The following is a 25,047-nucleotide window of genomic DNA, read 5'->3' as shown; positions in this document are numbered from 1 at the left end:
CAAGGGCGGCCGCTTCCTACTTCTGCGTCGCGTAGATCTTCACCACCTCGTGGAGGAAATCGCGGCCCTCATAGAGGGACTGGACCCGGATCCGCTCGTTCAGGCCATGCACCCCGCCGCCATCCGGATCGCCGAAGATGCCGGAAAGGCCATAGGTCGGGATTCCGGCGGCGTTGGTGAAGCGGCCGTCGGTCGCGCCGGTGGACATGGCGGGCACCAGGGGCACCCCGGGCCACATCTTGGCCGACACCTTTTCAATGGGGGCGACAATGGTCCTGGTCAGGGGCGGCGGCGGCGAGACCGGGCTGGGCACGCCCACCGGGGTGACGCTGACCTTGTCATTGGCGAAGACCTTGATCAGTTGCTGGCGGACCGACTCGATGGTTTCACCAGGCAGGATCCGGCAGTTCACATTGGCCTGGGCCCGCTGCGGCAGGGCGTTGGGCGCATGTCCGGCATTGACCATGGTCGCCACGCAGGTGGTGCGCATCATGGAATTGCGGCTGGCGTCCCGGGCGACGGTTGCAATGGCCGCAGCATCGGTCGGGTCCTTGGCGACGGCGCTCATGGCCGCGCCGCTCTCGCCGCCCTCGATCGGGCCCATCTTGGCGAAGTGATTGCGGGTGGCCTCATTGATGGCGATGGGGAAGTCATAGGCCCCCAGACGGGAAATGACGCCCGACAGGTGATAGATCGCATTGTCCCTGATGGGGCGCGAGGAGTGCCCACCGGGATTGGTCGTGACCAGGGTGAAGTCCTGATAGACCTTCTCACCGGCCTGAATGCCTAAGAACTGGCGCTCGCCCTTCTCGTTCAGACGGCCGCCAGCGCCTTCATTGAGGGCGAACTCGGCGCTCATGGTCTCGGGACGTTGCTTCAATAGCCATTCGACGCCGTCAAAGGTGTCGGAGGTTTCCTCGCCGCAGGTCAGGGCCAGCTTGAGGCCGCGGCGGGGTTTGAAGCCTTCGGTCTTGTAGCGGATCATGGAGTCCGTGAAGATCGCGGCCATGCCCTTATCGTCGCTGGAACCCCGGGCGTAGAAATAGCCGCCCTCCTCGATCAGGGTGAAGGGATCGCGGACCCAGTCGGCGCGATTGGCTTCGACCACATCAAGGTGGGCCAGCAGCATGATGGGCTTCAGCTTGGCGTCCGACCCTTTCAGATTGGCGATCAGGGCGCCCCACTTTGGATGCTCTGGCGGCACGATCACTTCCACCTCGCTGTCGGCATAGCCGGCGGCCTTGAGCCGCGCCGCCATCTTCTCTGCCGCCAGGGTGCAGCTGCCGACGGACAGGGTCGTATTGGTCTCCACCATCTCCTTGTAGAGCTCGCGGAACGCCAGCTGGTCCGGGCGCGGCTCGGCATTGGCGCCGCCCGCCAGGGTCATGGCTGCAAGGATGGAAGCGGAGGCCAGCAGTTGGAGGCGCATGATCTTGAAATCCTGATCGGGATGGGTCGTGAGCGTTTTGGATAGACCCACCCCAACAGGCTGGCAAACAAGATGATTGCCGGGAGCAGATTTCTTGGCCCAACATGCCTCTGAAGCGGAGCCTCAGATGACCCAGACGCCTGAATTTTCGACCCTGCTCTATGAAGTGGCGGACCATATCGCCACCATCACCCTGAACCGCCCCGATCGGCGCAACGCCCTCAATCCCCTGGCCTATGCCGAGATCGAGAGGGCCTTCCGCGTCGCAAGTCAGGACCCAGAGGTCCGCTGCTGCGTGGTCACCGGATCGGATCCGGCCTTCTGCTCGGGCGAGGACGTCAAGGAGATGATGACCGGCGAGCCTGCCAGGCCGCGACCGCCGGCCGTGCGCCAGCCGCCGACCCCGGCGGCCATGGCGGCCCTCGAATGCGAAAAGCCGGTGATTGCGGCGGTCAACGGCGCCGCCGTCGGCTGGGGCATGGAGCTGGCCCTCTATGCCGACATCCGGATCGCGTCAGAGCGGGCCCGTTTCGCCGAACTCTTCATCAAACGCGCCCTGATCTGCGATGTCGGCGGCCTGCTGCGCCTGCCGGCCATTGTCGGCCCGGCAAAGGCGGCGGAACTGCTCTTCACCGGCGACGCCATAGACGCCGCCGAGGCCCTGCGGATCGGCCTCGTCACCCAGGTGACGGCCCATGATGATCTGATGCCGACAGCCATGGCCATGGCCCGACGCATCGCCGTCAACTCGCCCCTCGCCCTGCGCTATATGAAGGAAGGCCTGCGCAAGACCGCCTATGGCGATCCGCGGGAGGTGGGCGGCTGGGCGATCGAAGTGATCTACAAGCTCTTCGCCACAGAGGATCACCGGGAGGGGGTTCGCAGCTTCCTGGAGAAGCGGGAGCCGGTGTTTACGGGGCGATAGCGGGAGGGATTTGGCCGTCCGATCAGGAGCGTCACCCAGGTCCAGGAGTCGCCGTCTGATCCCTGGGCGCAAGGCGAGTTACCGAGGCTCCTCGAAGTGGGATGGCGGACGTTGGTTCCACAGCAGCAACTACCGCATGTACGTTCAGGCGTGAGCAGATCAACTCCCGCCTTTCTTCTTGGGGCCGCGCCACGCTACATATCGCTTGCGCTTCAACCCGAATTTCTTCGCGACCGCCTCGTCAATCGCGTATGCTACTTCGAGGCAGTTGCCGCTCAGCCGCGAGAACATATCGAGGTCCACATGGAAGTACTTTCCATCGACAAAATGAAACCCCATGTGATTTTCAACGCGAGCTAAGAATATACCATTCACCACTCCCCGATTGTGGGTGTAAATGTTCCTTATTTCGACGAGAATGGCAGTTAATGCTCGCTGCTCATCTGTGATGGAACCAGCAAGGCCAAGCCGCTCAAACATGAATTCTTCCATTTGCCCAAGACCAGCATATGAAAGTTCATTCACTTTCTTGTCGATTAGATAGCGAACCACATCGTCGAAGCGAGTGAAGCCGAGCAATTCATCCCAGCGGATGGTTTGTTTACTCTTGAGAATTTCCGGCCTTTTAAAAATAGCTGCCTGGATGATTTCAGAATAGTAAAGTAGAAATGCATTGGTTGCTCTCAATACTAAGTTTTGAGACTGTATGCTTCCATACTTTTTGAGCTGGTCGAAAACAGGAGACGGGTTGGCCTGCACTTCATCATAGACCTCAATGTGCTCTGGCTTCGCTCCGACCTCCGCAAGGGCCTTGGAGGCAATGAGACGCATCTTGTCAGATCTAGTGGCTAGCGTAACAGTGAAGAAAAAGAAACGGACAGTCTCACGGTAGTCGTGAACAAAACGATAGAGAGCGTGGGTACACAACCGGTTGGGGTCTAAATTGATCGAACGGACAAGTTCGACAGTTTCATCATTGTCTTCATCGGTTTCTTTATCTTGAACCATCGCACGCCCCAAATTTTTCCTAGATGCAGCACAAAAGCCGCAACACAGAACCGCAACGGCTTCCGCGATAAGCTAGCGGACATGATTATGGTCTAGAAGGAGATAATCAATTCTAGAGGCCGGGGACCTGCTCTCGGTTGTCCAACACCGACCAAATTCAGGTCAGCAACAGGCTGGAAACGGTCGCCCTGGCCGCAGGCCCGCAAGCAGCCTTTCGCCAAGCGGCGGCGAACGGGACTTCGATATCAGGTCTATCGGCTCATCTGCCTAGTTCAGCTTGTCAGGCTTTCCCGGTTCGCCCGGCAGGGGCGCGACCGGCACGCCGTCATCGGTCAGCTTCTTGACCTCTTGCGGCGTGGCCTCGCCGTATATCGCCCTTTCTTCGGACTTGCCCTCGTGGATAGCGCGGGCCTCCCTGGCGAAGCTGTCGCCCACATAGTCGAAATTGTCTTCCACGTGTTTGCGGACCTGGCTCATGGCGTCGGCCAGCATGGCGCGGGTCTCGGGCGAGCCCTCAAGACTGCGGTTCTTCGTGCCGGCCACGGCAGGCGCCATGATCTGCTTGCGCACGGATTTCGTGGCGCAGACGGGGCATTCGAGGAGACCCCTCGCCTGCTGATCGTCAAAGTCGGCCGAGGCCCCGAACCAGCCCTCGAACTCATGGCCCGCCTCGCAGGCCAGGGCGTATTTGATCATGCCAGGGCCTGTGGCGGGGCGAAGGGTCGTGCGTTGGCCAGGGCCGGAATGGCGGCGCGGGCCTTGGCCACGGCGGCCAGATCCAGATCGACCACCAGCACGCCGGGCTCATCATGGTCCAGCTGGCCCAGGATCTCGCCCCAGGGGCCGATGGCCAGGGTGTGGCCCCAGGTGCCCCGGCCATCCTCGTGGAAGCCGCCCTGGGCGGCGGCGAGCACGAAGCTGCCGGTCTCGATGGCCCGCGCACGCAGGAGGATTTCCCAGTGGGCCTGACCGGTGGGTCGGGTGAAGGCGGCGGGAACGGTCATGACCTCGGCGCCGGCCACGGCCAGGGCGCGATAGACGGCCGGAAAGCGCATGTCATAGCAGATGGTCAAGCCAAGCTTCGCCTCGCCGGCCATCGCCGTCACGGCGCGGTCGCCCGGCTCATAGGCCTCGCTCTCCCGGGCGGTCTCGCCGGTGGGCAGGTCCACATCGAACATGTGCAGCTTGTCATAGGTCGCCGTGATCTCGCCCTGGGGCGAAATCACGAAGGAGCGGTTGGCGGCCTTGCCATCCTCACGCAGGACCAGGGCCGAGCCGATCAGCAGGCTGACGCCCAGCTCCCGGGCCAGGGCCCGACAGCCCTGAACCACAGGGTCATGTTCGGGGGTAGAAAGCCGCGGCAGGAGCTTGTCGCGGTTCTTCTCCAGAAGGTTCGAGCCCTCTGGCGTCACGATGAAACTGGCGCCCTGCCCCGCAGCCTCGCGGATCAGGGGCTCGAGGTGGGCAAGCCCCGCCGCCGCCGTGGACGGCGTGCGGGTCTGGACCAGGCCGACGCGAAGGGCGGTCATCAGGCCGCGAGCAGGGGATCGAGCTTGCCGGCCTGTTCCAGGGCCATCATGTCATCGCAACCGCCCACATGGGTCTCGCCGATGAAGATCTGCGGATAGGTGGCGCGGCCGCCAGACCGCTCCAGCATCTCGGCCTTCTTTTCGGCGTCAAAGGCGGCGGAGATCTCGTCAAAGGCGACGCCCTTCTTCTCCAACAGCGACACGGCGCGGATGCAGAAGGGGCAGAAGGGTTTGGTGTAGATGGTGACCTGGGCCATGGCTCATTCAGACTCTGTAGCGGGTTAACCCATCCTATATGGGGCCGATTGCGGCGTCTTTCACCCTCGAAACGACAGCCACGTTCACCTGATCCGCTCCCGCCTTCAAGAGCGCCCGGGCGCAGCCCTCCAAAGTGGCGCCTGTGGTCATGACATCGTCAATCAGCACGATCTTCCGTCCGGCCACCAGTCGGGCCTTGCGGGCGGGAACCTCGAAGGCCGCGGCCACATTGCGCCGCCGCCCGGAGCCCGACTTGCCCCCTTGAGTCTCCGTGGCCCGACGACGGACCAGGGCGTCAGGCAGATAGGTCAGACCGGCCAGCCGCGACAGGGGGCGGGCGATCTCGGCGGCCTGATTGTACTTGCGGCGGAACAGTCTGGTCGGATGCAGGGGAACCGGCGCCACGCAGTCGGCCTCGGCCAGCAGGTCCCGGGCCGACCGCGCCAGCCAGCGGGCGAAGAGCGGACCAAGGTCTGTGCGGTCGGCGTGCTTGAACTGCAGGATCGGACCCCGGGAGTTTTCGTCATAGAGGCAGGCCGCCCGGGCTCGATGGAAAGCGCGGGGTTTCGCCTCACAGGCGGCGCAGCGAATGCCGGGGCCGGCCTCGAACTCAAAGGGCGTTCCACATCCGTCACAGACCGGATCGTCTAGGAATGTGATGCGGCTCCAGGCTTCGGCAGACAGGCCCGAGGATTGAACTGCAGGACCGCCTTCCAGGGTTTGGGGTGGGAAGATCAAATCAAGCAAGTGGTCCGCAACGCGCCTTACGGCCCAATTCTGCTCCCGAGTGGGCCCAACGGATCCATTGTCTGTCGCGATACGCACTGACTAAACGTCCTGCCGAGTTCTGGCGATGGCCTCGACCTCAGCAAGCAGTGCTCGAAGCTGGTTGAGGTCTGGATTTGGAGGCCCTGCGCGCACAGCCCGCTTGCGGATTTTTTCCAGCTCTGGGTCGGCAATCTCGACGCACTCAAACTCGTCCCAATCCCAATCTCCTGCTGTTTCCTCGATGAAGTCGCGTAGGAAGCCTGCAACTTCATCGACGGTTCGGTTGGCTTTCCTTGAACCTGGCCAAAGGTTCGAAATCAGCGCGATCGGAATGAGGACGGGCGCAAGAAGGATCGCTACCCATCCGTTGATCTTTATGCCCGAGCTCCGTTGCATCCTGTTACCCTCACTCAACAAGGCTATGCCCACAGATACATTCCTGGCCCAGGTCCCACAGCTTCCCAGCCGCCCCGGAACACGTCATCCTGCAGACCCATGTCCGCCCCGCCCCTGATCTTTGACCGCAAGCTGCTCCGCGCCCGCCTGGATCGCGCCGCCCCGACCTATGCCGGCGCGGATTTCCTGAAAGCCAGGGCCGCAGAGGACGCTGTGGTCCGCCTGGAAGCCATACTGCGCGAGTTTCCGGTCGCCGTCGACCTGGGGGCGAGGAATGGCGCCTTCGCCGCCGCCCTCAAGTTGAGCGACGCCGCCTCCCGGGTGGGCTTGCTGATCGAGACCGACCTGTCGGGCGCCATGCTGGCGGGCCGCGCCGGGCCGCATCTGGTGGCCGATGAGGAGCAGCTGCCCTTCGGCTTTGGCAAGCTGGACTTGGTGGTCTCGACCCTGGCCCTGCACTGGACCAATGATGTGATCGGCGCCCTGATCCAGATCCGCCGGGCCCTGAAGCCCGACGGCCTGTTCCTGGGCTCCCTGTTCGGCGGCGCCACCCTGAACGAACTTCGCCAGTGCCTGTTCGACGCCGAGCTGGAAATCACCGGGGGGGCCGGCCCCCGGGTTTCGCCCTTCGCCGACGCTTCCGACGCCGCCAGTCTGTTGCAGAGGGCGGGCTTCGCCCTGCCTGTCGCCGATGTGGACCGGGTCACGGTCCGCTATGCCCATCCCCTGAAACTGCTGGCCGACCTGCGGGCCATGGGAGAGACCAGCGTCCTGGCCGAGCGCCATCCCAAGCCCCTGACCCGCCAGGTCCTGGGCCGGGCCTTCGAGCTCTATGTCCAGAACTTCGCCGAGGCCGATGGCCGCATTCCGGCGACCTTCGAGATCCTCACTCTCACAGGCTGGACCCCGGACGAGAGCCAGCAGAAGCCCCTGCGGCCCGGCTCGGCCAAGATGCGGCTGGCCGACGCCCTCGGAACCACCGAGCATCCCTTGCCCAGGGAAGAGAACTAGCTGCCAGACTGCTGACATGACGGTGGCCATGGCCTCTGATACCGTCTGGCCATGAGACGCGCCGACCGCCTGTTCCAGATCATCCAGATCCTCCGTCGATCCCGCCGGCCGATCACGGCCGACGCCATGGCCCTGGAGCTGGAGACCTCCAAGCGCACAGTCTATCGCGACATCGCCGACCTGATGGCCCAGAGGGTGCCGATCCGGGGCGAGGCTGGCATCGGCTACATCCTCGACAACGGCTATGACCTGCCGCCCCTGATGCTGACCCCCGACGAGATCGAGGCGGCGGTCCTGGGCGCCCAGTGGGTGGCCAGCCGGGCCGATCCTGCCCTGGCCCGGGCCGCCAAGGACCTGATCGCCAAGATCGGCGCCGCCGTCCCCGAGCGGCTTCGCCCCTATGTGCTGGAGCCCGCCTCCGGGGCCACACCGGCCTGGAAGTCAGCTGTCGACACTCTGGATATGGCCTGCACCCGGGCGCACATCCATGCGGGCCGCAAGATCGCCCTGACCTATCGGGACGAAAAGGGTCAGGTGACGGAGCGCACCATCTGGCCGGTCACCATCGGCTATCAGGACACCACCCGCATGCTGGTGGGCTGGTGCGAGCTGAGAAGCGACTTCCGAAGCTTCCGGACCGACCGGGTCGAGGACGCCGAGTTCCTGGAAGACCGCTATCCGGAACGCCCCGCCGTCCTGCGGGCCAGGTGGCGGCGGACCGTCGAGGCCCGGAACCAGGCCTGGCATGACCGGGCGGCGCGGGGCGAGGGTGACTGTTCGGGCGGAATTGCGGACTCACCCATGGCGTAGACCGCCGGGTGCGCCTATCTCGACCGCACCATCCAAAGGAGTTTTCCGTGTCCCTGTCCCTTTATGACGCTTCCATTCCCGTCTTCCTGCATTTCCTGCGCAATCTCTCGACCTTCCTCGACAAGTCCGAGGCCCACGCAGCGGCCAACGGTATGGGCCTGTCCACCTTCACCGACGCCCGGCTGATCGAGGACATGCATCCCCTCACCCGCCAGATCCAGATCGCCAGCGACGGCGCAAAGGGCGGCGGCGCCCGGCTGGCCGGGATCGAAGCCCCGAGCTTCCCCGATGTGGAAACCACCTTCCCGGAGCTCAAGGAACGCCTGGCCAAGACCATCGCCTTCCTGGAAACCATCAAGCCGGAGCAGGTGAACGGCAGGGAAGACGCCGTCATCGAATTGAAGTTCCCGGGCCAGACCCTGACCTTCACCGGCCAGACCTTCCTGCTGCAGTTCGCCCTGCCGAACTTCATGTTCCACGTGGTCACCGCCTATGCCCTGATGCGCTCCAAGGGCGCGCCGCTTGGCAAGATGGACTTCCTGTCGGGCGCCACGCCCCGCTAGGAACCCGACTTCTCCCCCGGCGCGCACGCCGGGGGAGTTCTGCGTTGTCGCCGTCCGGATCCGGGCCTAGCGTGGACTCTCAGATCGAGAGGTTCCCATGCGCCGCAGACTCACACTCCTGGCCCTCCTGGCGGCGACCAGCGCGCAGGCCGCTCCCGCCCAGGTCTCCCAGACTGTCGTCGGCCTCAAGGCGCCCGCCGAAATCCGCATCGACAAGTGGGGCATTCCCCACATCTACGCCGCCAGCGTGCGCGACGCCTTCTTCCTGCAGGGATACAACGCCGCCCGGGACCGGCTCTGGCAGATCGACCTCTGGCGCAAGCGCGGGCTGGGTCGTCTGGCCGAGGATTTTGGTCCCGCCTACGCCGCCCAGGACAGGGCGGCCCGGCTCTTCCTCTATCGTGGCGACATGGACGCAGAATGGGGCGCCTATGGCCCCGGCGCGAAATCAAACTCCGAAGCCTGGGTGGCTGGGGTCAACGCCTATGTGGCCGAGATCAACAGCGGCAAGCGCCCCCTTCCGCCGGAGTTCAAGCTGGCGGGCAGCAAGCCCGGCCAATGGACCGCCGACGATGTGGTGCGAATCCGCAGCCACGGCCTGACCCGCAATGTCGGGCTGGAAGTTTCCCGGGCCCGGATCGCCTGCGAGGCCGGTCTGCCCGCTGCCCGCCTGTTGAAACTGCTGGAGCCGGCCTGGACCACCAAGGTGCCGGAAGGCCTTGATCCCTGCGACGTGCCGGCGGGTGTTCTGGCCGACTATGATCTCGCCACCAGCGGCGTGAGGTTCTCGCCCAAGACCGCCGGGCTCGCCGTCCTGGATGTGCCGCCCGACGCCGTGGGCTCCAACAACTGGACCATCGCCCCCAGCCACACCACCACAGGCCGCCCGATCCTGGCCAATGACCCGCACCGGGAGCATGGGGCCCCCTCCCTGCGCTACATCGTCCACCTGGAGGCTCCGGGCCTTTCCGTCATAGGCGCCGGCGAGCCCGCCCTGCCCGGCGTCTCCATCGGCCACAATGACAAGGCGGCCTTTGGCCTGACCATCTTCCCGGCTGACCAGGAAGACCTCTATGTCTACGAGACCGACCCCAAGGACCCCGACCTCTATCGCCATGGTCAGGGCTGGGAGCGGATGACCACCGTCACAGAGACGGTCGCGGTGAAGGGCCAGTCCGACCGTCAGGTCACCCTGAAATTCACGAAGCACGGACCGGTCGTCTTCGCTGATGCCGACAAGAACCGGGCCTTCGCCGTGCGCACGGTCTGGTCCCAGCCGGGAACCAGCGCCTATTTCGGCTCCACCGGCTATATGACCGCCACCAACTGGCCCGACTTCAAGCAGTCCCTGGCCAAGTGGGGCGCGCCGTCGGAAAATCAGGTCTATGCGGACACCTCGGGACAGATCGGCTGGGTCGCAGCGGGGCGGGTGCCAAGGCGAGCCAACTGGGATGGCCTCCTGCCTGTCCCAGGCGATGGGCGCTATGAGTGGCAGGGCGCCCTCAGCCTCGACGAACTGCCCAGCGACGTCGACCCGAAATCCGGCTGGATCGCCAGCGCCAACGCCCTGAACCTGCCGGAAGGCTATCCGGTTGCCGAGCGCAAGGTCGGGTTCGAGTGGTCCAACAATGCCCGCATCACCCGGATCAACGAGGTCCTGGGCGGCAAGGCCAAGGTCAGCGTCGCCGACGCCATGGCCCTGCAGACCGACCCGGTAGACGTCACCTCCCGCCGCCTGATCGCCCTGCTGGCGCCGCTCTCGAGCCAGGATGCCAAGGCAGCCCTCGGCCTGGCCCTGTTGAAGGACTGGAAGGGCGCGACCACGACAGACAGCGCCGCCGCCGCCGTCTTCGAGACCTGGACCGGCAAGCATCTGGGCAAGGCTCTGGTGCGCGCCACGGCCCCTGAGGCCGCCCACACCCTGTTGGGTGGCGGCGATCTGGCGGCGGTCATGGAGTATCTCGAAACGCCCGACGACGGATTGACCCCGAAAGCCAGGGACGAGGTCCTCCTCTCAAGTCTCGCGGCGGCCGTAGACGAAGTGGGCCAGAAGCTGGGTCCCGATCCCAAAACCTGGGCCTGGGGACGCCTGCACCAGGCCGAATTCAGCCACGCCCTTTCACCCCTGGCCTCCGACGACCAGAAGGCCGCCCTCAAGGCCGGACCATCACCCATGGCTGGAACCAGCCTCTCGCCCATGGCCGCCACATGGCGGGCCAACGACTTCAGGGTCACGGCGGGCGCCTCATTCCGGATGGTGCTGGATGTGGGGAACTGGGACGCGAGCCGGACCATCAATACCCCCGGTCAATCGGGCAATCCCGACAGCAAGCACTTCCGCGACCTCTTCCCCCTGTGGGTGACCGGCCAGTACGTGCCGCTGACCTATTCACGCAAGGCCGTGGAGAAGGTCACCGAGACCGTGATCAGCCTCTCGCCGGGACAATGAGCGAAAGGCAGGTCAGCCCGGCCTCGGCCTTGGCGAACTCGCTGATATCCAGGGCAAGGGTCGGAAAGCCGGCGGCCTCAAGCACGGCCCGGGTCGCGGGGGTCGAGGCCTGAGCCAGGGTCCGTCCGGCGAGGGTCAGGGTGTTTGCGCCGAAGGGTTCGGAAGGATCGACTTTCAGGCGGCGGAAGGCGGAAAAGGCGGTCTCATCAATCCAGTGCGGGTTGAGCAGCAGGGTCTCTTGGTTCAGGGCCGTGACCGCCGTCTTCAGATGCAGGGCGCCGGGCACGGGAACCCCCTCGACGCGATAGCCAAAGGGCTGAACGAGCGCGTCCAGGGCCGCGAGGCCATCACGGTCAGTCCGGGTGGACTGGCCCACAAAGATCTTCCGGCCCACCACCAGCACGTCTCCGCCGTCCATGCGGCCGGCTGGAAGGGTCAAAGCAGGGCGGTCATCGGGCAGTGCGGCGGCCACTGCCGCCTGCTCACCCCGCCGCGACGGCGCCCCGGGGCGAAGCAGGACTGAAACCTCGGGCAGGATCACGGCCATGTCCTCCACGAAGGCGCAGTCTGCGAGGCCGTCATCGGCTTCCAGAACAACCACCCTCAGACCCGCCGCCCCAAGGGCCGCTGCGTAGGCCTCATGCTGTTGACGGGCGAGGTCCGGATCGATGGGGGCACGGCCGAGGTGGGTCCGTTCTCCACCTTCCATCTGGGTGCTGGGACGTCGGATCAGGGCGGAAATCATCGCGGACCTATCAGGGCTTACAGATAAGCTGGGACCAAACCTTGCACCGCAGCATTGACAACTGCAGCCCTGACCCCGAAAAACCGCGCCCGGATTGGAATTGGCTGAGGACGCCGCGATGACCTACATCGTCATGGACGCCTGCATCAAATGTAAGTTCATGGACTGCGTGGAGGTGTGTCCCGTGGACTGCTTCTACGAAGGCGAAAACTTCCTCGTCATCAATCCCGATGAGTGCATTGACTGCGGCGTCTGCGAGCCGGAATGCCCGGTGGACGCAATCAAGCCTGACACGGAAGATGAGGCGGACGGTAAGTGGCTGCGCATCAATTCCGACTACGCCAAGGTCTGGCCCAACATCACGGTCAAGGGCGAACCCCCGGAAGACCGGACCGACTTCGAGCGTGAAACCGGCAAGTTCGAGAAGTACTTCAGCGAGAAGCCTGGCAAGGGAAGCTAGAGCACAGACCTGCAACCTCCGGGGGCAAGCCTTTCTTTCCGCTGAATTTTATGCTAGATACGCCCCTGACTTGCCGACAGCCATCACGCGGTCGGAGTCGTTTGTGCAAAAGTGCCGTAACCGGCCGATGAGCGCCTCATAAAGGCGAAGGGTGTCTTCGAAGGTTTAGCCAGCTCCAAAGACGTTCAGAACCGCCCGTTTTTGCGGTGGGGATGATCTGTCTCTGTAGCCAGAAACTTCTTCTTCAAGCTGCCGTCGGGTCGGGCAAGGTCGAAAGGACTGAAACTGATGAGCAAGAGCGGTCTGGAATTCTCGGTTGGCGATCACGTGGTCTATCCGGCCCATGGCGTCGGTCGTGTGCAAGGCGTCGAAACGCAAACCGTCGCCGGCTATGATCTGGAAGTCTATGTCATCACTTTCGACCATGAGAAAATGACCCTGCGGGTCCCTACCGCCAAGGCGCGGGTTTCGGGCCTGCGCTCACTGGCCGAAGGCAATGTGGTCTCCCAGGCCCTGACCACCCTCAAGGGCCGCGCCCGGGTGAAGCGCACCATGTGGTCCCGCCGGGCCCAGGAGTACGAAGCCAAGATCAATTCCGGCGACCTGATCTCCATCGCCGAGGTCGTTCGCGACCTGCACCGCGCTGAAAACCAGCCGGAGCAGTCCTATTCCGAACGCCAGCTTTACGAGTCGGCCCTGGATCGCATGGCCCGCGAAGTCGCCGCCATCGAGCGGATCGACCGCGACGCCGCCATCACCATACTGAACAAGAGCCTGGTCAAGGCCGTCGCCGCCTAGGTTGGCGACGTCACCAAAGCTTGCTGACGCCCGGTCGAAAGGCCGGGCGTTTTCGTATGTGGGCGGCCAACTCTGGATGTAGCGCCCCGCCCGGGCTTCCCATAAGGTTCGTCATATTTGAACGACCCTATTCCAGAGGCCGCCTGTCATGACCCAGACCACTTCAGCCCCAAAGCCGCCGATCGATAAGCAGGCCCTGCTGGCCAGGTATATTGCCGAGCGTGACAAGCGACTTCGGGCAGACGGCAACAACCAGTATCTGGAACTGAAGGGCCGCCTTTCCCACTATCTGGAAGACCCCTACACCCCCCGGGTCGAACGCGAACCGAAGACCGACCATGTGAAGTTCGCCTTCATCGGCGGCGGCTTTGCCGGCCTGGTCACAGGCGCCCGGCTGAAGGAAGCCGGGATCACTGACGTCCGGATCATCGAGAAGGGCGGCGACTTCGGCGGGACCTGGTACTGGAACCGATATCCCGGCGCCCAGTGCGATACGGCCTCGATGATCTACATGCCCCTGCTCGAAGAGACGGGGCACATGCCAACCGAGAAATACGCCCACGCCCCGGAAATCCTCGAGCAGTGCCAGAGGATCGGCAAGCAGTTCGACCTCTACGACAACGCCCTGTTCCACACCCAGGTGAAGGACCTCACCTGGGACGACGCCGGCAAATGCTGGGTGATCGAAACCGACCGGGGCGACCGGTTCACCGCTGACTATCTGGGCATGGGCACTGGCCCCCTTCACGTTCCCAAACTGCCGGGCATTCCGGGCATTGAGGACTTCAAGGGCCATTCCTTCCACACCAGCCGCTGGGACTACGCCTATACGGGGGGCGATCCCAAGGGTGGCCTGATGGCCAACCTGGCCGGCAAGCGGGTCGCGATCATCGGCACTGGCGCGACTTCGGTCCAGGCCGTGCCCCACTTGGCCAAGGCCTGCGGGACCCTCTACGTGGTCCAGCGGACACCCTCGTCCATCGACGTCAGGGCCAATGTTCCCATCGATCCGGAATGGTTCTCGACCATCGCCACCCCGGGCTGGCAGAAGCGCTGGCTGGAAAACTTCACCGCCAACCAGGCTGGCGGCAACCTGGCCGAGGAGGACCTCGTCCAGGACGGCTGGACCGATCTCTCCCGCCGCATACGCAGCAAGATCATGCAGCTGCCGCCCAGCGAAATGACGCCCCGGAACATGCTGGCGGCCTATGAGGACTCCGACTTCGAAAAGATGGAGGAGATCCGGTCACGGGTGGACCAGATCGTCGGCGACCATGAGACGGCGCAGAAGCTGAAGGCCTGGTATCGCCAGCTCTGCAAGCGCCCCTGCTTCCACGACACCTATCTTCAGGCCTTCAACACCCCCTCTACCCACCTGATCGACACGGACGGCCAGGGCGTCGAGAAGATCACCGAAAAAGGCTTTGTGGTCGCCGGCCAGGAATATGAGGTCGACTGCATCATCTACGCGTCGGGCTTCGAGGTCGGGACAGAGCATAAGCGGCGGGCGGGCTTCGACCTGACCGGACGCAATGGCCTGAAGCTGTCGGAAGCCTGGGCGGAGGGCATGCGGACAAAGCATGGCCTGCACATCCACGGCTTCCCCAATGCCTTCATCGTCCAGCCGACCCAGGGTGCAAACCTGATCTCCAATGTGCCGCACAATCTGACGGACTCCGGCCTGACCATCGCCACCATCGTCAAGCACGCCGAGGCCGTGGGGGCGAAGACTGTGGAAGTCACCCAGGAGGCCCAGGACGCCTGGGTGGAGCTGCTGATCAGCGGGCCTGGCCGCATGCTAGGCGCCCCGGACTGCACCCCCGGCTATTACAACAATGAAGGCCAGGACCCAGGCCCCGCCGCCAAATACGCCGTGGGCTATCCCGCCGGCGCCACAGCCTATTTCCGTTACATCGAAGACTGGCGGAACAATGGCCGGTTCGAGGGCCTGGACATAAGCTAGACCGACCCTGCATCGAGGTCGCCGACAATGATCGCCATCCTTGCAGTTCTGGCAATGAGCACAGCGACGACCTCGGTCGCGGGGCCTACAGTCCAGGGCCTGGACCATGTACCGGTGGCGGTGGCTGACCTGGACCAGGCTGCGGCGGACTTCGGCAGGCTCGGCTTTGTTCTCAAGCCCGGACGGCCCCACACCAACGGGCTCGGGAACCGCCATGTAAAGTTCCCCAATGGCGGCGGGATTGAACTGATCACGGCCTCAAACCCCGGCGACGACCTTGCAAGGGAATACGCCGAATGGCTTAAGGGTGGGGATGGTCCGGCCTTCTGGAGCCTGTTCAGCCCAGACCTGCAAGGGCTGACCGCCATCCTCAAGGGGCAAGGGCTCAAGGCTGAAAATGAGGGCGGCGTGGTTACGGTCCAGCAAGGCCCTGCCGCCAGTCGGCTGTTTTTCGGAAGTCGCCAAAGGTCGCCGACGGACGGCCCCATCTACTGGAACCATCCCAACACGGCCTACCGGCTTGCAGGCGTATGGCTTTCCGGAAACGCCCCGGACCTCACACTTCTTTCAACCCTCGGCGTCAGGCCAGCCGGGCTCAGCCGCTGTTCGCCCTTTGACCGGAAGGCTGCTGTGTTCCGGCTGTCCATGGAAGGTGAACAGGTCCTCGTCGCGCGGGGCGTATCACGCGCGCCTGAACGGTCGATCATCGGCCTGACGGTGGCGGTGCGGGATCTGCAGGCGGCCCGCGCTGTGCTCACGGCCAATCACGTGGAAGTCGTGACGGCCCCGGCCTGCGGAAGCCACAGCCTCTGGATCCCCCCTGCCGCCGCCCACGATATGTGGCTGGAACTGTCAGATCGCACAGACGGCCCGGCAAGCGCGGTTCCCTACCTGATCCGGCAGAGATCGCGCAAATAGGCCACTGCCGACCTGCTGGGCAGGAAGAAGTAGCCGCCGCCCTTCATGGTGATGAAGCTCTGCATGTTGCGCAGGGTCAGGGGTCCGGCGGCCGTAGGAATGGTGAAGTTGCGCTCCGCCAGCTGTCGGCCTGACCGGGTGGCGATGGGATCGACCTCATTGACCAGGCTGTGGAAGGACGGAAAGCCCAGCCAGGTCTGCTGCATCATTTCGAACTGCCGCTCGAGGTCCACACACAGGGCGACGAACAGCAGGCCCTTCTTCGCCTTCGCGGCCGGCTTGTCAGTTGGGTAGGTCCCGGTGGCCTCGTCATAGAAATAGGTCCTGCCCCGTCGCATGAGGGCGTGCCGCCGGGTGATGACCTGCTCCATGGGATCATTGGGAGTCAAACTGTCCCGGGGATTGGCCCGGCGGATATGGGCGCCCATGGGACAGGCATGCCCCTGGGGATCATCCCGGCCATAGAGGAAGTCATTGGCGGCTTCGTCAGATGACCGGGTGACGGCGTAGGTCGGGTTGCCGATCAGGGGGCGACCGTCGCGCCACCGCCCCATCAACTTTGCAGCCACCCACTCGTCGGTCACCTTGTCGCCGACAATCTGCGAAAGCTTCGCCTCACCGACCCTTGCATTCAGGTCCTGCGCCTTCTCAGCGGTCATGGTGGCGAAGCCTGCGGCGTCCTGCTCCAGCTGGCGGATGACCAGGAAGGCGCCATTGCGGCCGAAGTCGCGGAACTCGCCCTGCAGGGCCGGCAGATTGATGTCCGGATAGCCGAAGGCCCGGGTATCGCTGGGGACAGGCAGATTACCGCCCACATCGCTTTCCGCAGGCGTCTTGAGGCAGGGGGGCATGTGGCCCTGGTTGTTGGGATAGCCGAAGATGAATTCCCCGGGCTCGACCACGCCCAGATCATCCGAAGCCGGCGCGGAGGGCGACACGCCCTTGAGGGTCGGACCTGAAATGCCATCCCGAAATCCGAAGTGCTCGTAGCCGGTGCTGGGTCCATTGGCATTGGGACTGTCCAGGGTGACGACATCGCCCTTCTCGTCGAGGGTAACCGTCCTGATCGGCGTATGGACACAGTTGCCATCCGCCTGGCTAAGGCCTGCCATGAGCTCGGCGATCTGGCTGTCGAGGGCCTCAGGCGACGCCGCATAGGTCATCAGCACCCCGTCGCAGACCAGCTCCGACTTCAGACCCTCCGACACGCCATCCGCCCAGAGCCAAGGCTCTGCTGGATCAGCCGGCGCAGCGTCGCCGAGAATGGGCCCGCGACTGACCATGCCGTGAACGAAAGCCTCGGGAAACTCCTTCAGCAGGTGGATGGGCGGACCGAAGGCGGTGTCGAAGGCCTTGAGGCCCTTGGCCGACAGGGCCATGAACAGGGCCTTGTCCTTGTCGGGGAACTTTCCATAGGAAATCTGCGACTGGATTGATTGCAGCCAGGCGCCGCGCCTTGCCGGATCGGCCGGCAGGGTGAAGGGAATGCAGGCGCTGAAGATGGCCCGGCGCATGCCGCGGAACAGCAGGGACTGAACCTCCGGCGCCTCGATTTCTCCGACCTGTGACTGGCCTGAACCAAACAGATCCAGCCAGGAACGCGCCGCAGTGTCGTCATAGGCCGAGGCCAGGCCCCGCTGGATCAGCATGTTGGCCCGCATGACGTCGCCGGTGAGTTCGGGGAACCGGCAATACCAGAAGTCCGTCGGGATCTGCTGGCGACGCACCCAGCGCTTGAAGCGCTCACCGTCGGCGGCGCCGTCTCCGATCAGGCCCTTGGACCTGGGGAAGCCTACGCCATTGCTCCAGGCCGCGGTCTGGCCGGCGTGGGCGCGGGTGATGAAGTCCTCGAGATAACTTTCCCAGCTTCCATCATAATTGGACTGGAAGACCATGGTCCGGCTGCCCGGCATGCGGAACCATTTGGCGAAGTGGATGGTCCCCATGGTCAGGACAAAACCCGGTCGGAACCAGATCAGGCTCTGGGCTATGCCCCACATGGCGAAGGCGAAGGCGAACCGCCGGATCAGGCCCCGCTTCAGGGGCGTAACGGCTATGATGTGGTTCTGCTGGTAGCCCGGTGCATTTTCCCGGGCGATGATCGTCTTGACCCTCTCCGGATCAGGCGCCTGATCATCGGGTTCTTCCCTGTCCTCTTCAGCAAGGAAGATCCGGTAGGCGGCGAAGGCTGTCCCGGCCCAGAGTGAAGCGGTCAAGACGAGGCCCAGGACAGTGACGACGGCCCAGTGGGCCAGGGCGCCAGATCCGGTCCCTGCCCCCAGGGCAAAATGGAGCACGCCTGCGACCAGGATGAAACTTGCAAGAAATCCTGTCACCAGCTGAAGGCCAAGCCCGCCCTGCAGGACCTTGGGCAAGGGCTCCCAGAAGGTCCTGGGCTTGCGCCAGGTGGAAATGGCCAGATCGCCCCGACTGGGCTGAACCGTCAGGGCGTCGAGGGCCAGATTCGCCGGATCGGTCCGGAGATGGGCGCGCACCGCGGCGAGCACTTCCAGGGGCCTGGCGCCAAACCTGTCGCCCAGTCGATCAAGGGCCGCCTCAGCCGCCGCCCTCAACCGCTGCTGGTCAGCCGTTCCGGCGACACTGCGCTCCTGCGAACCCATGAAGTTGATGCCCGTGGCGCCCCAGGGCCCGGTATGCAGCTGTAGCGTATGGGCCCGGAGGACATCCTCGATCGATCGCCCGTCCCCTGGACGCAGCCATTGAAGCAAGGGCTGCAGCCAGACATCCACATGTCGCGCAAGGATCGGGAAGGCTGAAGCGCGGGTACCGTCCACATTGAATTCCAGCAGCAGGGTCAGGGGCGGTTCACCACCCTCACCCCAAACCGACGCCGAGGCGAAATGGACAATTCCGGCAGCCGCAAGGCTGCTGGCAATGTCAGGTCGGGCAGGGTTGCCCAGAGCCTTGAGCCGGGTCTCGATATCGCTGCGTTTGAGGTCAGCCGTGATCGGGATGCAGACCTGGATCATGTCCTGGGTGCTGCGCGCACTGGCATAGACCATGTCCATGGACCGCGGAAAATAGCCCACCCTGCGCAGGGCGCCGGTTCCGTCGGGAGCAGGCAGCAGACCGTCCCGGGCGAAGAGGGCGAGGAACATCTCGGTGATGATGGCCATGGCCAGGTGCTGGCCCAGGCACTGGTGAACCCCGTGGCCGAAGATCAGTTCGAAGTCCTCGGGCTTGCGGGGGCTGGAGGGTCGGTCCGCCAGGGCTGACATGGTCGAGACCATGACCGTGGCGCCCTGGGGAATGGTCTTCTGGTACCATTTGCCCTTGCCGACGACGGTCGCCTTGCGGGCATACCGCCACTGGCCAGGGGCAAGGGCGGGATTGCGCCGCCCGGCCTCGAGAAGCAGGTCCCGCATCCGGGTCCCGTCATCCTGCGCCTTCGCCGCGAGGCGGGCGTCCCGGGTGGTGGAGGAACGGCCAAGGACCTCCTCAAGCATGTTGGCGGCGCCAAGCCCGTTGGTCGGGATGAAGCCCACCACCAGACCCAGAATAATCGCCCGGATTTCCTCGCGCTCCAGACCCAGAGCGGGCTCCCGCTTCCTCAGCCAGACCAGTCGCTGAACCAGGGTCAGCTCATTGAAGGGCGTTTCGCCAGACGAAGGCGCCTGCCCTATCTCATCGTCGGCCTTGTCGATGGCCACGTCGATGATCCGGGACAAACGCAAGGCGCCCGCCCGCGCCAGCTGGCGCTTGATGGGGTCTCCGGTCGGGTCGGCGAAGAGCAGTGCGGACACCGCGACAGACCACTCGGCGAACCGGTTGGGATTGGGAAACTCCAACCCGAAATAGCGGCGGCAGATCTCGGTCGGCACGCGGAAGATGAAGTCCGTGATGACGTCGATACGACCGGCCGCCCCATCCAGAAGCGACTCTGAAAAGGCGCGGCTCTGGCGTCGGGCGAGGTCCAGGTCCTCGCGCAGGACAATCCGTCTGATGATGGCATTCTGTCGGGCCTGATCTGGCCCCTCAAGTCCCAGGACAAAGGTCGCCGCCTTGCCGTCTGCGCTATGGGACAGCTCCTTCATTTCCGGGCCGTAGGGCACTTCCAGGAAATCCGGATTGTCGAGGGCCTGGCGGACATCCTCCTTGCGTGTGATCCAGTACATGCCGTCAATCTTCAGGACCGGCGAGATACGCCGTCCGACAGCAACGACCAGAGGGATACCCTTGCGGATCAGGTCAGACTTGAACTGGTTGAAGACGCCTTTTGGCGCCATGCGTTCAAAATCAAAATCAGGGAAGGCCTCATCAGGCAGGTATTGATCCTGACCTTGTGCAGATTGGATACCTGCATAGTATTTCGCAACCAAAGTCTTCCCCACTCATTTCAGGCCTTTTCCTTTGAAGCCTGGCATGAGTCAGACTCTCTTCAAGGAGAAGGCGTCACCAGCGTTACGTCGATCTCACCCAGGATCAGCTTCAATTGGTCCGGCCATGACTGATCTACGAATGGCACCCAATCCAGATGCTTGAGCTTGAACCTCGGATTTGACTCTTTCAGCGCAGCCAGGGCAATCGCCGCGGACTCCCGCTCCCCGCGACCAATTAGCGCACGCACTTTAGAGATGTGGGCATACCAGTAGGCCGGGCGTCGCAGCAAGGACTTCTCGGCCAGATCGATGGCTGCGTCCCAGGATCCGAGCATGGCGTGACACATGGCCAGCTCGCCGAGCAGGTAATAGGAATACTCCTCGCCCATATTGAGCCGCAGGGCTTCTGAGAGCATGCCGACAGCCTGCTCCGGATCACCACTCAGATAATAGGCCGCCCCCAGCTGGGAATAGGCATAGGCCAGACTGGGATTGAGCGAGATGGCCTGTTTCAACAGGCCTACGGCCGCCGAGGTATGCTTCAGCCACAGCTCGGCTATGCCGGCGATCATGTAGCCGCGGCCATCCAGATAGTCCGCCGAAATGGCGCGTTGAGCGAGACGCCGCAGTTCTATGACTTCGGTCCGATCGGCCCGCGCCAACCACAGCTGACGCTGCCGGAAGAAGGCCAGCTGCAGAATGGCCTCGGGCGAGTTGGGCGCCAGGGCGAGGGCTTCGTTGAGCAGTCGACCCGCGATTTCGCCGTCTTCAGGGGTATAGCGGTTGTGGTGCCAACGGGCGCGCCAGATGAGGTTTGTCACCTGGGGATTGCTCTCCGGGCGTGCGACGGCCCGGGTCATTTCCGCATCATCGACGGAGCTTGAAAGGGCGCCGACAATGGCGGTGAGGACCCGCTCCAGGTCCTCCGAGGACAGTTCAGCCGGAAGGTCAGTCCGCCAGGTCCAGATCGCCTGCCCGTTGACTGCCTCAGAAATACTTGTGGTCAGGTTCAGGGAAGCGCCCTGCGACCGCAGGCGTCCTTCCACCACATAACGGGCCCCAAGGGCCTCGCCGATTTCAGCAAGGGTCGAGTTGTTTGTGGAATAGGCGAAGCTGGCCGCCCTGGAGATGATCGGAATCCACCGGAGCCGGGACAGGTGTTCAATCAACTCCTCCGCCAGGCCCTCCGCGAGATAGGTATTGGAGGGGTTGTCGGTGAGGTTGGCGAAGGGCAGGACCGCAAGGAAGGGCCGCCCGAAGAAGCCTTCATCGGACCTTGGAGCCTCGGCGACACCCCTGGGCGGCGAGGACTTTGCATTGGCGATGGCCTCGCGGTACTGGGCGCGCTGGTCACGCAGCCAGTCCTCGAAGGCATCCTCGGCGTGAAGATCCACACCCTCCAGAAACGCCGCATCCTTGGGGAGAGACGCCGCAAGCTGGTCGAGATTCAGGATGTCTATGTCCAGGGCGTCCAGGGCCAGGCTCACCCGACTGTGCTGGGTCAGGACAAGGTCCGCGCCCGGCTTGTTCACCCATTGCCTCAGGTTTGAAAGTTCCCGGCGAAGGCTGGCCTGAGCCTGCTCGGGACTGCGCGAACCCCAGAGCATGTCCTGCAGGAAGGTACGCGATCTCGCGCCGTCCCGGCTCGTCGCCAGCAGACCCAGCAAGGCGACAGACTTCCGACTCGGGATCTCGACCCGTGCTCCCGAAGGATCGTAAAGCCCGAAGCTTCCCAATAAGCTGAGCCTGAACCTGGCTCCTTGCCCCGCCATGCTCGTCTGACCCTGCCCCACGGCGCACCATTAACACAATCAGAGACTGTGACACTCAACAGAGAGGTCAAAACGGACCGATCTCCATCGGCGCATCGTTCCCCCAAAGAACATCCGCGCGAAGTGACCTTGGCCTATGGCTAACGGGGCGGCAAGGGTGACCGTGCGCTGAATTTCAAAAGCCGAAACAAGATTGAAACCCAATGTAACCAAAATGGTGTGGACGCCGTACTCCCTCAGGCACCAGTGAAGGACCCCGCCATGGCGATCAGCAGCGACTATGCAAACCCGGTCACGGTCAACGGCTATTCCTGCCGCAATTGTACGGAAGTCGACATGGCCAAGAAGCACATTGATCCGGCCCATCCCCAGGACGGCCCGTTTGGGTTGAACTCAAAGGATTCCCATGGGCCAGCGGTCAGGTTCGGCGGCAATCTGCAGGATCCACAGCCCTCACCCGGGACTGCGCAGCCCCAGACCCTCGGGTCTCTCGTCAGCCTCAGCGTCTAGGCCAGGTCGCCCTCCGGACGGCTTGAACGGACCCAACCCGTGACCGAGAGCCGGTCAGCGGTAACAAAACCGGCCACCTGGCTGACGCTGTGGAGCTGCGGAACACGGAACAGGTTCAGGGCGTTGAAGCTGGGCGTATATCCTTCCAGCACGTGACCCGCACGGTCATGGAACAACAGGAGGCCGCCCCACTCTGTCCGCCATACCGGCGTCAGACCCAGCACCATGGCGCACAGCCGGTTCTTGCCTTCCACCTCATCATCATGGGCGGTGAGGAAGTGTCCGGCGCGATAGCGGGTGGCCTGGGCATCGCAGTAAGCGGCTGACTCCAGGCCGGTCAGCCGACGCATGAGCGCGAGAAAGACCTCGCTGTTGAGCAGGGCATAAAGGTCTGCAAGCTGTGACCGGGAGTCAGTCGGCCTGCGACCGGCTTCAACTTCATCGCTGATCCGCCAGAGTTCGAAGTCATAGGCAAATCCCGTGCGACCACCCTCGGCGACAGCCTCTGCGACCTGGGAAAGAACGGCGTCCGGCGTCTGGGCCTGCGCCGCCAGATCGATGTCATAGCTCTTGCCATTGACCGTGAAGGTCCTGGCCCAGCTCATGTCCGCTGCAAGGACCTCATGCAGCGCCCCGGCCAGATCCGGCTTGAGAAAGTCCGGGATATGGAGGCGGCCTGTCTCCTGGAATCGCCGCGTCAGGGCGTCCTCATCCAGAGGCCTCCAGAAGGGCGACGGCTCAGTCATTGTGTCCCTGAACTTTGGGCATGGTCCGCATTGCCTGCGAAGGTGTTTGGCGCGACAAATCCTCCATGACTATTGGCGCCAAATCACGACCATGAGCAAGGCGGACCTGGACAGGGCGGCGGGCCTTCTGGCTGCAGGGAAGGCTAAGGACGCCCTGGCCGTCACCAGGTCCCTCATTCGTCGGGCGGACGCCGACCCTCGCGCCTTCGCCCTGCATGCCTCGGCCCTGAAGGCCATGGGGCGGCGGGATGAAGCCCTGCCGATTGACCGGGAAGCCGTCCGCCGTTTTCCTATGGGGCGGATCGGCTGGCACAATCTGGCGGCCACCCTGGGCGACCTGGGGAAGGCTGACGAAGCGGTGCGGGCAGCCGAGACGGCCTTTGAACTGGGCCTGGATGCTCCGGAAACCTGGCTGGTCTATGCCCGCGCCCTGGTTGCGGCCGGCCGCCTGGATGAGGGAGAGCAGGCCTACCTTCGATTGATCCGCAGGCGCCCAGGGGAAGTGGCCTGGGGCATTGAGGCGGCCAATCTGGTCTGGATGCGCACCGGCGATCTGACCCAGGCTGACGCCGTGCTGCTGGAGATCGCCAAAGCAGGCGCCCAGCCGGTTCCGATCCTGTTGGGCCGGGCCGACCTGGCGCGGACTGCGGGACGGGCCGACCTTGCCTGGGATCTGCTGATCCAGGCCCTGCGGATGGCGCCGGACAATGTCCAGACCCTGCTTGCTGCGGCTCAGGCCGCAGTAGAGGGCAAGAAGCTGGGCGACGCCGACATATTGATCCGCCAGGCGCTGGGCCATGCGCCCGCTTCGCCGGCGGTGTTAAACCAGGCCGCTATTGTAGACCTGGCCCTGGGTCGGCCCCAGGACGCACTGGCCAGGGCTCGCAAGGGACTGGAGGCTGCGCCGAACAACCAGTCCCTTTGGGCCTGGGCCTCTGTCGCCGCGCGCCAGATCGGGGATCCCCTGTATGACCAGATCTGCGCCTATGACGCCCTGGTCCGGGTCTTCGACTTCGAGACGCCGCCGGGATGGCCGGACATGGCAGCGTTTCTGGCCGACCTGGATCAGGCCCTGACGGCTCAGCACAAGTATCAGCGGGAGCCCGCCAACCAGAGCGTCCGCGGGGGTAGTCAGCTATCGCACTTCCTGAAGGGGTCCGATGATCGCGCCATCAAGGCCGCCTTCGACCTGTTCACCACCGCAATCAACACATTCCTGAAGGACCTGCCCCCAGGCGGCGATCCCCTGAGGATGCGCAAGACCAGGGACTGGAAGTTTCAGGGCGCCTGGTCGGTCCTGCTGCGCCAGGGCGGATCGCACGCCCCCCACATGCACATCGAGGGCTGGATCTCCTCGGTCTTCTATGTGGCGACACCAGCCGTGTCAGCGGGCGCTCCGGACCGGCAGGGCTGGCTGGCCATTGGCGAGCCGCCCCTGGCCTTGAACCCACCCTGCCCGGCGGTGATGCATGTCGAGCCCCGGCCCGGACGACTGGTGCTGTTTCCATCCTATGCCTGGCATGGGGTCATACCGTTCCAGACAGATGACCGGCGCCTGACCATGGCCTTTGACGTGGTCCCCACCTAGGCCGTCACGCCCTCAAATCACACGGACCGACCCGGAATCAAAAAGGCCGCGGGATGACTGG

At 64.1% G+C, this 25,047-nt stretch carries 22 protein-coding genes; 11 read left to right on the top strand and 11 right to left on the bottom strand.

The features are described from left to right. Positions 1-16: 16 nt before the first annotated feature. Entirely contained in the window at positions 17-1,429 is a 1,413-nt protein-coding gene (locus CFE28_04975) for a peptidase M20 (protein ID OYU69409.1), read from the bottom strand. 127 nt (positions 1,430-1,556) lie between these two features. On the opposite strand from CFE28_04975, the gene CFE28_04970 reads away from it, so the two are divergent. Then, complete coding sequence (locus tag CFE28_04970) at positions 1,557-2,354, top strand: enoyl-CoA hydratase (protein OYU69408.1); 798 nt, start codon at positions 1,557-1,559, stop codon at positions 2,352-2,354. A 159-nt stretch (positions 2,355-2,513) separates the two neighbouring features. On the opposite strand, the gene CFE28_04965 is transcribed toward CFE28_04970, so the two are convergent. The 6 genes from CFE28_04965 to CFE28_04940 all read right to left on the bottom strand — a co-directional run bounded on the left by CFE28_04965 (position 2,514) and on the right by CFE28_04940 (position 6,313). Further along, the gene (locus tag CFE28_04965) at positions 2,514-3,362 is read right to left on the bottom strand and encodes a hypothetical protein (protein OYU69407.1); all 849 of its coding nucleotides are present in this window, start codon (positions 3,360-3,362) and stop codon (positions 2,514-2,516) included. Between the two features lie 267 nt (positions 3,363-3,629). Beyond that, positions 3,630-4,058 carry a hypothetical protein gene (locus CFE28_04960; GenBank protein OYU69406.1) on the bottom strand — a complete coding sequence of 143 codons (429 nt, stop codon included), beginning with the start codon at positions 4,056-4,058 and terminating at the stop codon, positions 3,630-3,632. Beyond that, on the bottom strand, positions 4,055-4,891 hold the full coding sequence (locus CFE28_04955) for an amidohydrolase (GenBank protein ID OYU69405.1): 837 nt from the start codon (positions 4,889-4,891) through the stop codon (positions 4,055-4,057). Before CFE28_04955 ends, CFE28_04960 begins: the two co-directional genes overlap by 4 nt. Further along, positions 4,891-5,148, bottom strand: coding sequence for a glutaredoxin 3 (gene grxC / locus CFE28_04950; GenBank protein ID OYU69404.1), 258 nt, complete (start codon positions 5,146-5,148; stop codon positions 4,891-4,893). The genes CFE28_04955 and grxC overlap by 1 nt, the downstream gene beginning before the upstream one ends. 34 nt (positions 5,149-5,182) lie before the next feature. Continuing rightward, positions 5,183-5,833 carry an amidophosphoribosyltransferase gene (locus tag CFE28_04945; GenBank protein ID OYU71563.1) on the bottom strand — a complete coding sequence of 217 codons (651 nt, stop codon included), beginning with the start codon at positions 5,831-5,833 and terminating at the stop codon, positions 5,183-5,185. Between the two features lie 144 nt (positions 5,834-5,977). Beyond that, on the bottom strand, positions 5,978-6,313 hold the full coding sequence (locus CFE28_04940) for a hypothetical protein (protein ID OYU69403.1): 336 nt from the start codon (positions 6,311-6,313) through the stop codon (positions 5,978-5,980). 99 nt (positions 6,314-6,412) lie between these two features. Here CFE28_04940 and CFE28_04935 point away from each other — a divergent pair, with 99 nt between their 5' ends. The 4 genes from CFE28_04935 to CFE28_04920 all read left to right on the top strand — a co-directional run bounded on the left by CFE28_04935 (position 6,413) and on the right by CFE28_04920 (position 11,146). After that, complete coding sequence (locus tag CFE28_04935; protein ID OYU69402.1) at positions 6,413-7,324, top strand: SAM-dependent methyltransferase; 912 nt, start codon at positions 6,413-6,415, stop codon at positions 7,322-7,324. Between the two features lie 51 nt (positions 7,325-7,375). Further along, complete coding sequence (locus CFE28_04930) at positions 7,376-8,134, top strand: transcriptional regulator (GenBank protein ID OYU69401.1); 759 nt, start codon at positions 7,376-7,378, stop codon at positions 8,132-8,134. A gap of 47 nt (positions 8,135-8,181) precedes the next feature. After that, the gene (locus CFE28_04925; GenBank protein OYU69400.1) at positions 8,182-8,697 is read left to right on the top strand and encodes a hypothetical protein; all 516 of its coding nucleotides are present in this window, start codon (positions 8,182-8,184) and stop codon (positions 8,695-8,697) included. A 97-nt stretch (positions 8,698-8,794) separates the two neighbouring features. Continuing rightward, on the top strand, positions 8,795-11,146 hold the full coding sequence (locus CFE28_04920; protein OYU69399.1) for a penicillin acylase family protein: 2,352 nt from the start codon (positions 8,795-8,797) through the stop codon (positions 11,144-11,146). Here the strand turns inward: CFE28_04920 and CFE28_04915 are convergent. Then, positions 11,124-11,891: a dimethylargininase gene (locus CFE28_04915; GenBank protein ID OYU69398.1), complete on the bottom strand. Its 768-nt coding sequence runs from the start codon at positions 11,889-11,891 to the stop codon at positions 11,124-11,126. The two genes, CFE28_04920 and CFE28_04915, sit on opposite strands and share 23 nt — an antisense overlap. Positions 11,892-12,009: 118 nt before the next feature. On the opposite strand from CFE28_04915, the gene CFE28_04910 reads away from it, so the two are divergent. From CFE28_04910 to CFE28_04895, 4 genes are all read left to right on the top strand, one after another. Then, positions 12,010-12,351, top strand: coding sequence for a ferredoxin (locus tag CFE28_04910; GenBank protein ID OYU69397.1), 342 nt, complete (start codon positions 12,010-12,012; stop codon positions 12,349-12,351). 288 nt (positions 12,352-12,639) lie between these two features. Further along, positions 12,640-13,149 (top strand): CarD family transcriptional regulator, encoded by a 510-nt coding sequence (locus CFE28_04905; protein OYU69396.1) that lies wholly within the window; start codon positions 12,640-12,642, stop codon positions 13,147-13,149. 148 nt (positions 13,150-13,297) lie between these two features. Then, positions 13,298-15,112 (top strand): monooxygenase, encoded by a 1,815-nt coding sequence (locus CFE28_04900; protein ID OYU69395.1) that lies wholly within the window; start codon positions 13,298-13,300, stop codon positions 15,110-15,112. 27 nt (positions 15,113-15,139) lie between these two features. After that, positions 15,140-16,030: a hypothetical protein gene (locus CFE28_04895; GenBank protein ID OYU69394.1), complete on the top strand. Its 891-nt coding sequence runs from the start codon at positions 15,140-15,142 to the stop codon at positions 16,028-16,030. On the opposite strand, the gene CFE28_04890 is transcribed toward CFE28_04895, so the two are convergent. Together CFE28_04890 and CFE28_04885 are read right to left on the bottom strand one after the other, a co-directional pair. Continuing rightward, positions 16,000-20,277: a cytochrome gene (locus CFE28_04890; protein ID OYU69393.1), complete on the bottom strand. Its 4,278-nt coding sequence runs from the start codon at positions 20,275-20,277 to the stop codon at positions 16,000-16,002. The genes CFE28_04895 and CFE28_04890 overlap by 31 nt on opposite strands. A 152-nt stretch (positions 20,278-20,429) precedes the next feature. Next, a complete protein-coding gene (locus tag CFE28_04885) occupies positions 20,430-22,037 on the bottom strand; it encodes a hypothetical protein (protein OYU69392.1) in 1,608 nt (535 codons plus the stop codon). 366 nt (positions 22,038-22,403) lie between these two features. Between CFE28_04885 and CFE28_04880 the strand changes: the two genes are divergently transcribed. Further along, positions 22,404-22,652 carry a hypothetical protein gene (locus CFE28_04880; GenBank protein OYU69391.1) on the top strand — a complete coding sequence of 83 codons (249 nt, stop codon included), beginning with the start codon at positions 22,404-22,406 and terminating at the stop codon, positions 22,650-22,652. Here CFE28_04880 and CFE28_04875 read toward each other — a convergent pair. Further along, the gene (locus CFE28_04875) at positions 22,649-23,398 is read right to left on the bottom strand and encodes a hypothetical protein (protein ID OYU71562.1); all 750 of its coding nucleotides are present in this window, start codon (positions 23,396-23,398) and stop codon (positions 22,649-22,651) included. The genes CFE28_04880 and CFE28_04875 overlap by 4 nt on opposite strands. Here CFE28_04875 and CFE28_04870 point away from each other — a divergent pair. Continuing rightward, positions 23,229-24,986: a hypothetical protein gene (locus CFE28_04870; GenBank protein ID OYU69390.1), complete on the top strand. Its 1,758-nt coding sequence runs from the start codon at positions 23,229-23,231 to the stop codon at positions 24,984-24,986. The two genes, CFE28_04875 and CFE28_04870, sit on opposite strands and share 170 nt — an antisense overlap. The last annotated feature ends 61 nt before the right edge of the window (positions 24,987-25,047 follow it).

Source organism: Alphaproteobacteria bacterium PA2, assembly GCA_002256425.1.
Classification (GTDB): domain Bacteria; phylum Pseudomonadota; class Alphaproteobacteria; order Caulobacterales; family Caulobacteraceae; genus Phenylobacterium.
This window is presented reverse-complemented; position numbering and strand designations above follow the sequence as displayed.

What these genes read in the sequence shown, in the direction of transcription:
- CFE28_04975 (OYU69409.1), bottom strand. Translation starts at nt 1,429, where the DNA reads ATGCGCCTCCAACTGCTGGCCTCCGCTTCCATCCTTGCAGCCATGACC.
- CFE28_04970 (OYU69408.1), top strand. Translation starts at nt 1,557, where the DNA reads ATGACCCAGACGCCTGAATTTTCGACCCTGCTCTATGAAGTGGCGGAC.
- CFE28_04965 (OYU69407.1), bottom strand. Translation starts at nt 3,362, where the DNA reads ATGGTTCAAGATAAAGAAACCGATGAAGACAATGATGAAACTGTCGAA.
- CFE28_04960 (OYU69406.1), bottom strand. Translation starts at nt 4,058, where the DNA reads ATGATCAAATACGCCCTGGCCTGCGAGGCGGGCCATGAGTTCGAGGGC.
- CFE28_04955 (OYU69405.1), bottom strand. Translation starts at nt 4,891, where the DNA reads ATGACCGCCCTTCGCGTCGGCCTGGTCCAGACCCGCACGCCGTCCACG.
- grxC (OYU69404.1), bottom strand. Translation starts at nt 5,148, where the DNA reads ATGGCCCAGGTCACCATCTACACCAAACCCTTCTGCCCCTTCTGCATC.
- CFE28_04940 (OYU69403.1), bottom strand. Translation starts at nt 6,313, where the DNA reads ATGCAACGGAGCTCGGGCATAAAGATCAACGGATGGGTAGCGATCCTT.
- CFE28_04935 (OYU69402.1), top strand. Translation starts at nt 6,413, where the DNA reads ATGTCCGCCCCGCCCCTGATCTTTGACCGCAAGCTGCTCCGCGCCCGC.
- CFE28_04930 (OYU69401.1), top strand. Translation starts at nt 7,376, where the DNA reads ATGAGACGCGCCGACCGCCTGTTCCAGATCATCCAGATCCTCCGTCGA.
- CFE28_04920 (OYU69399.1), top strand. Translation starts at nt 8,795, where the DNA reads ATGCGCCGCAGACTCACACTCCTGGCCCTCCTGGCGGCGACCAGCGCG.
- CFE28_04915 (OYU69398.1), bottom strand. Translation starts at nt 11,891, where the DNA reads ATGATTTCCGCCCTGATCCGACGTCCCAGCACCCAGATGGAAGGTGGA.
- CFE28_04910 (OYU69397.1), top strand. Translation starts at nt 12,010, where the DNA reads ATGACCTACATCGTCATGGACGCCTGCATCAAATGTAAGTTCATGGAC.
- CFE28_04905 (OYU69396.1), top strand. Translation starts at nt 12,640, where the DNA reads ATGAGCAAGAGCGGTCTGGAATTCTCGGTTGGCGATCACGTGGTCTAT.
- CFE28_04900 (OYU69395.1), top strand. Translation starts at nt 13,298, where the DNA reads ATGACCCAGACCACTTCAGCCCCAAAGCCGCCGATCGATAAGCAGGCC.
- CFE28_04895 (OYU69394.1), top strand. Translation starts at nt 15,140, where the DNA reads ATGATCGCCATCCTTGCAGTTCTGGCAATGAGCACAGCGACGACCTCG.
- CFE28_04890 (OYU69393.1), bottom strand. Translation starts at nt 20,277, where the DNA reads ATGGCGCCAAAAGGCGTCTTCAACCAGTTCAAGTCTGACCTGATCCGC.
- CFE28_04880 (OYU69391.1), top strand. Translation starts at nt 22,404, where the DNA reads ATGGCGATCAGCAGCGACTATGCAAACCCGGTCACGGTCAACGGCTAT.
- CFE28_04875 (OYU71562.1), bottom strand. Translation starts at nt 23,398, where the DNA reads ATGACTGAGCCGTCGCCCTTCTGGAGGCCTCTGGATGAGGACGCCCTG.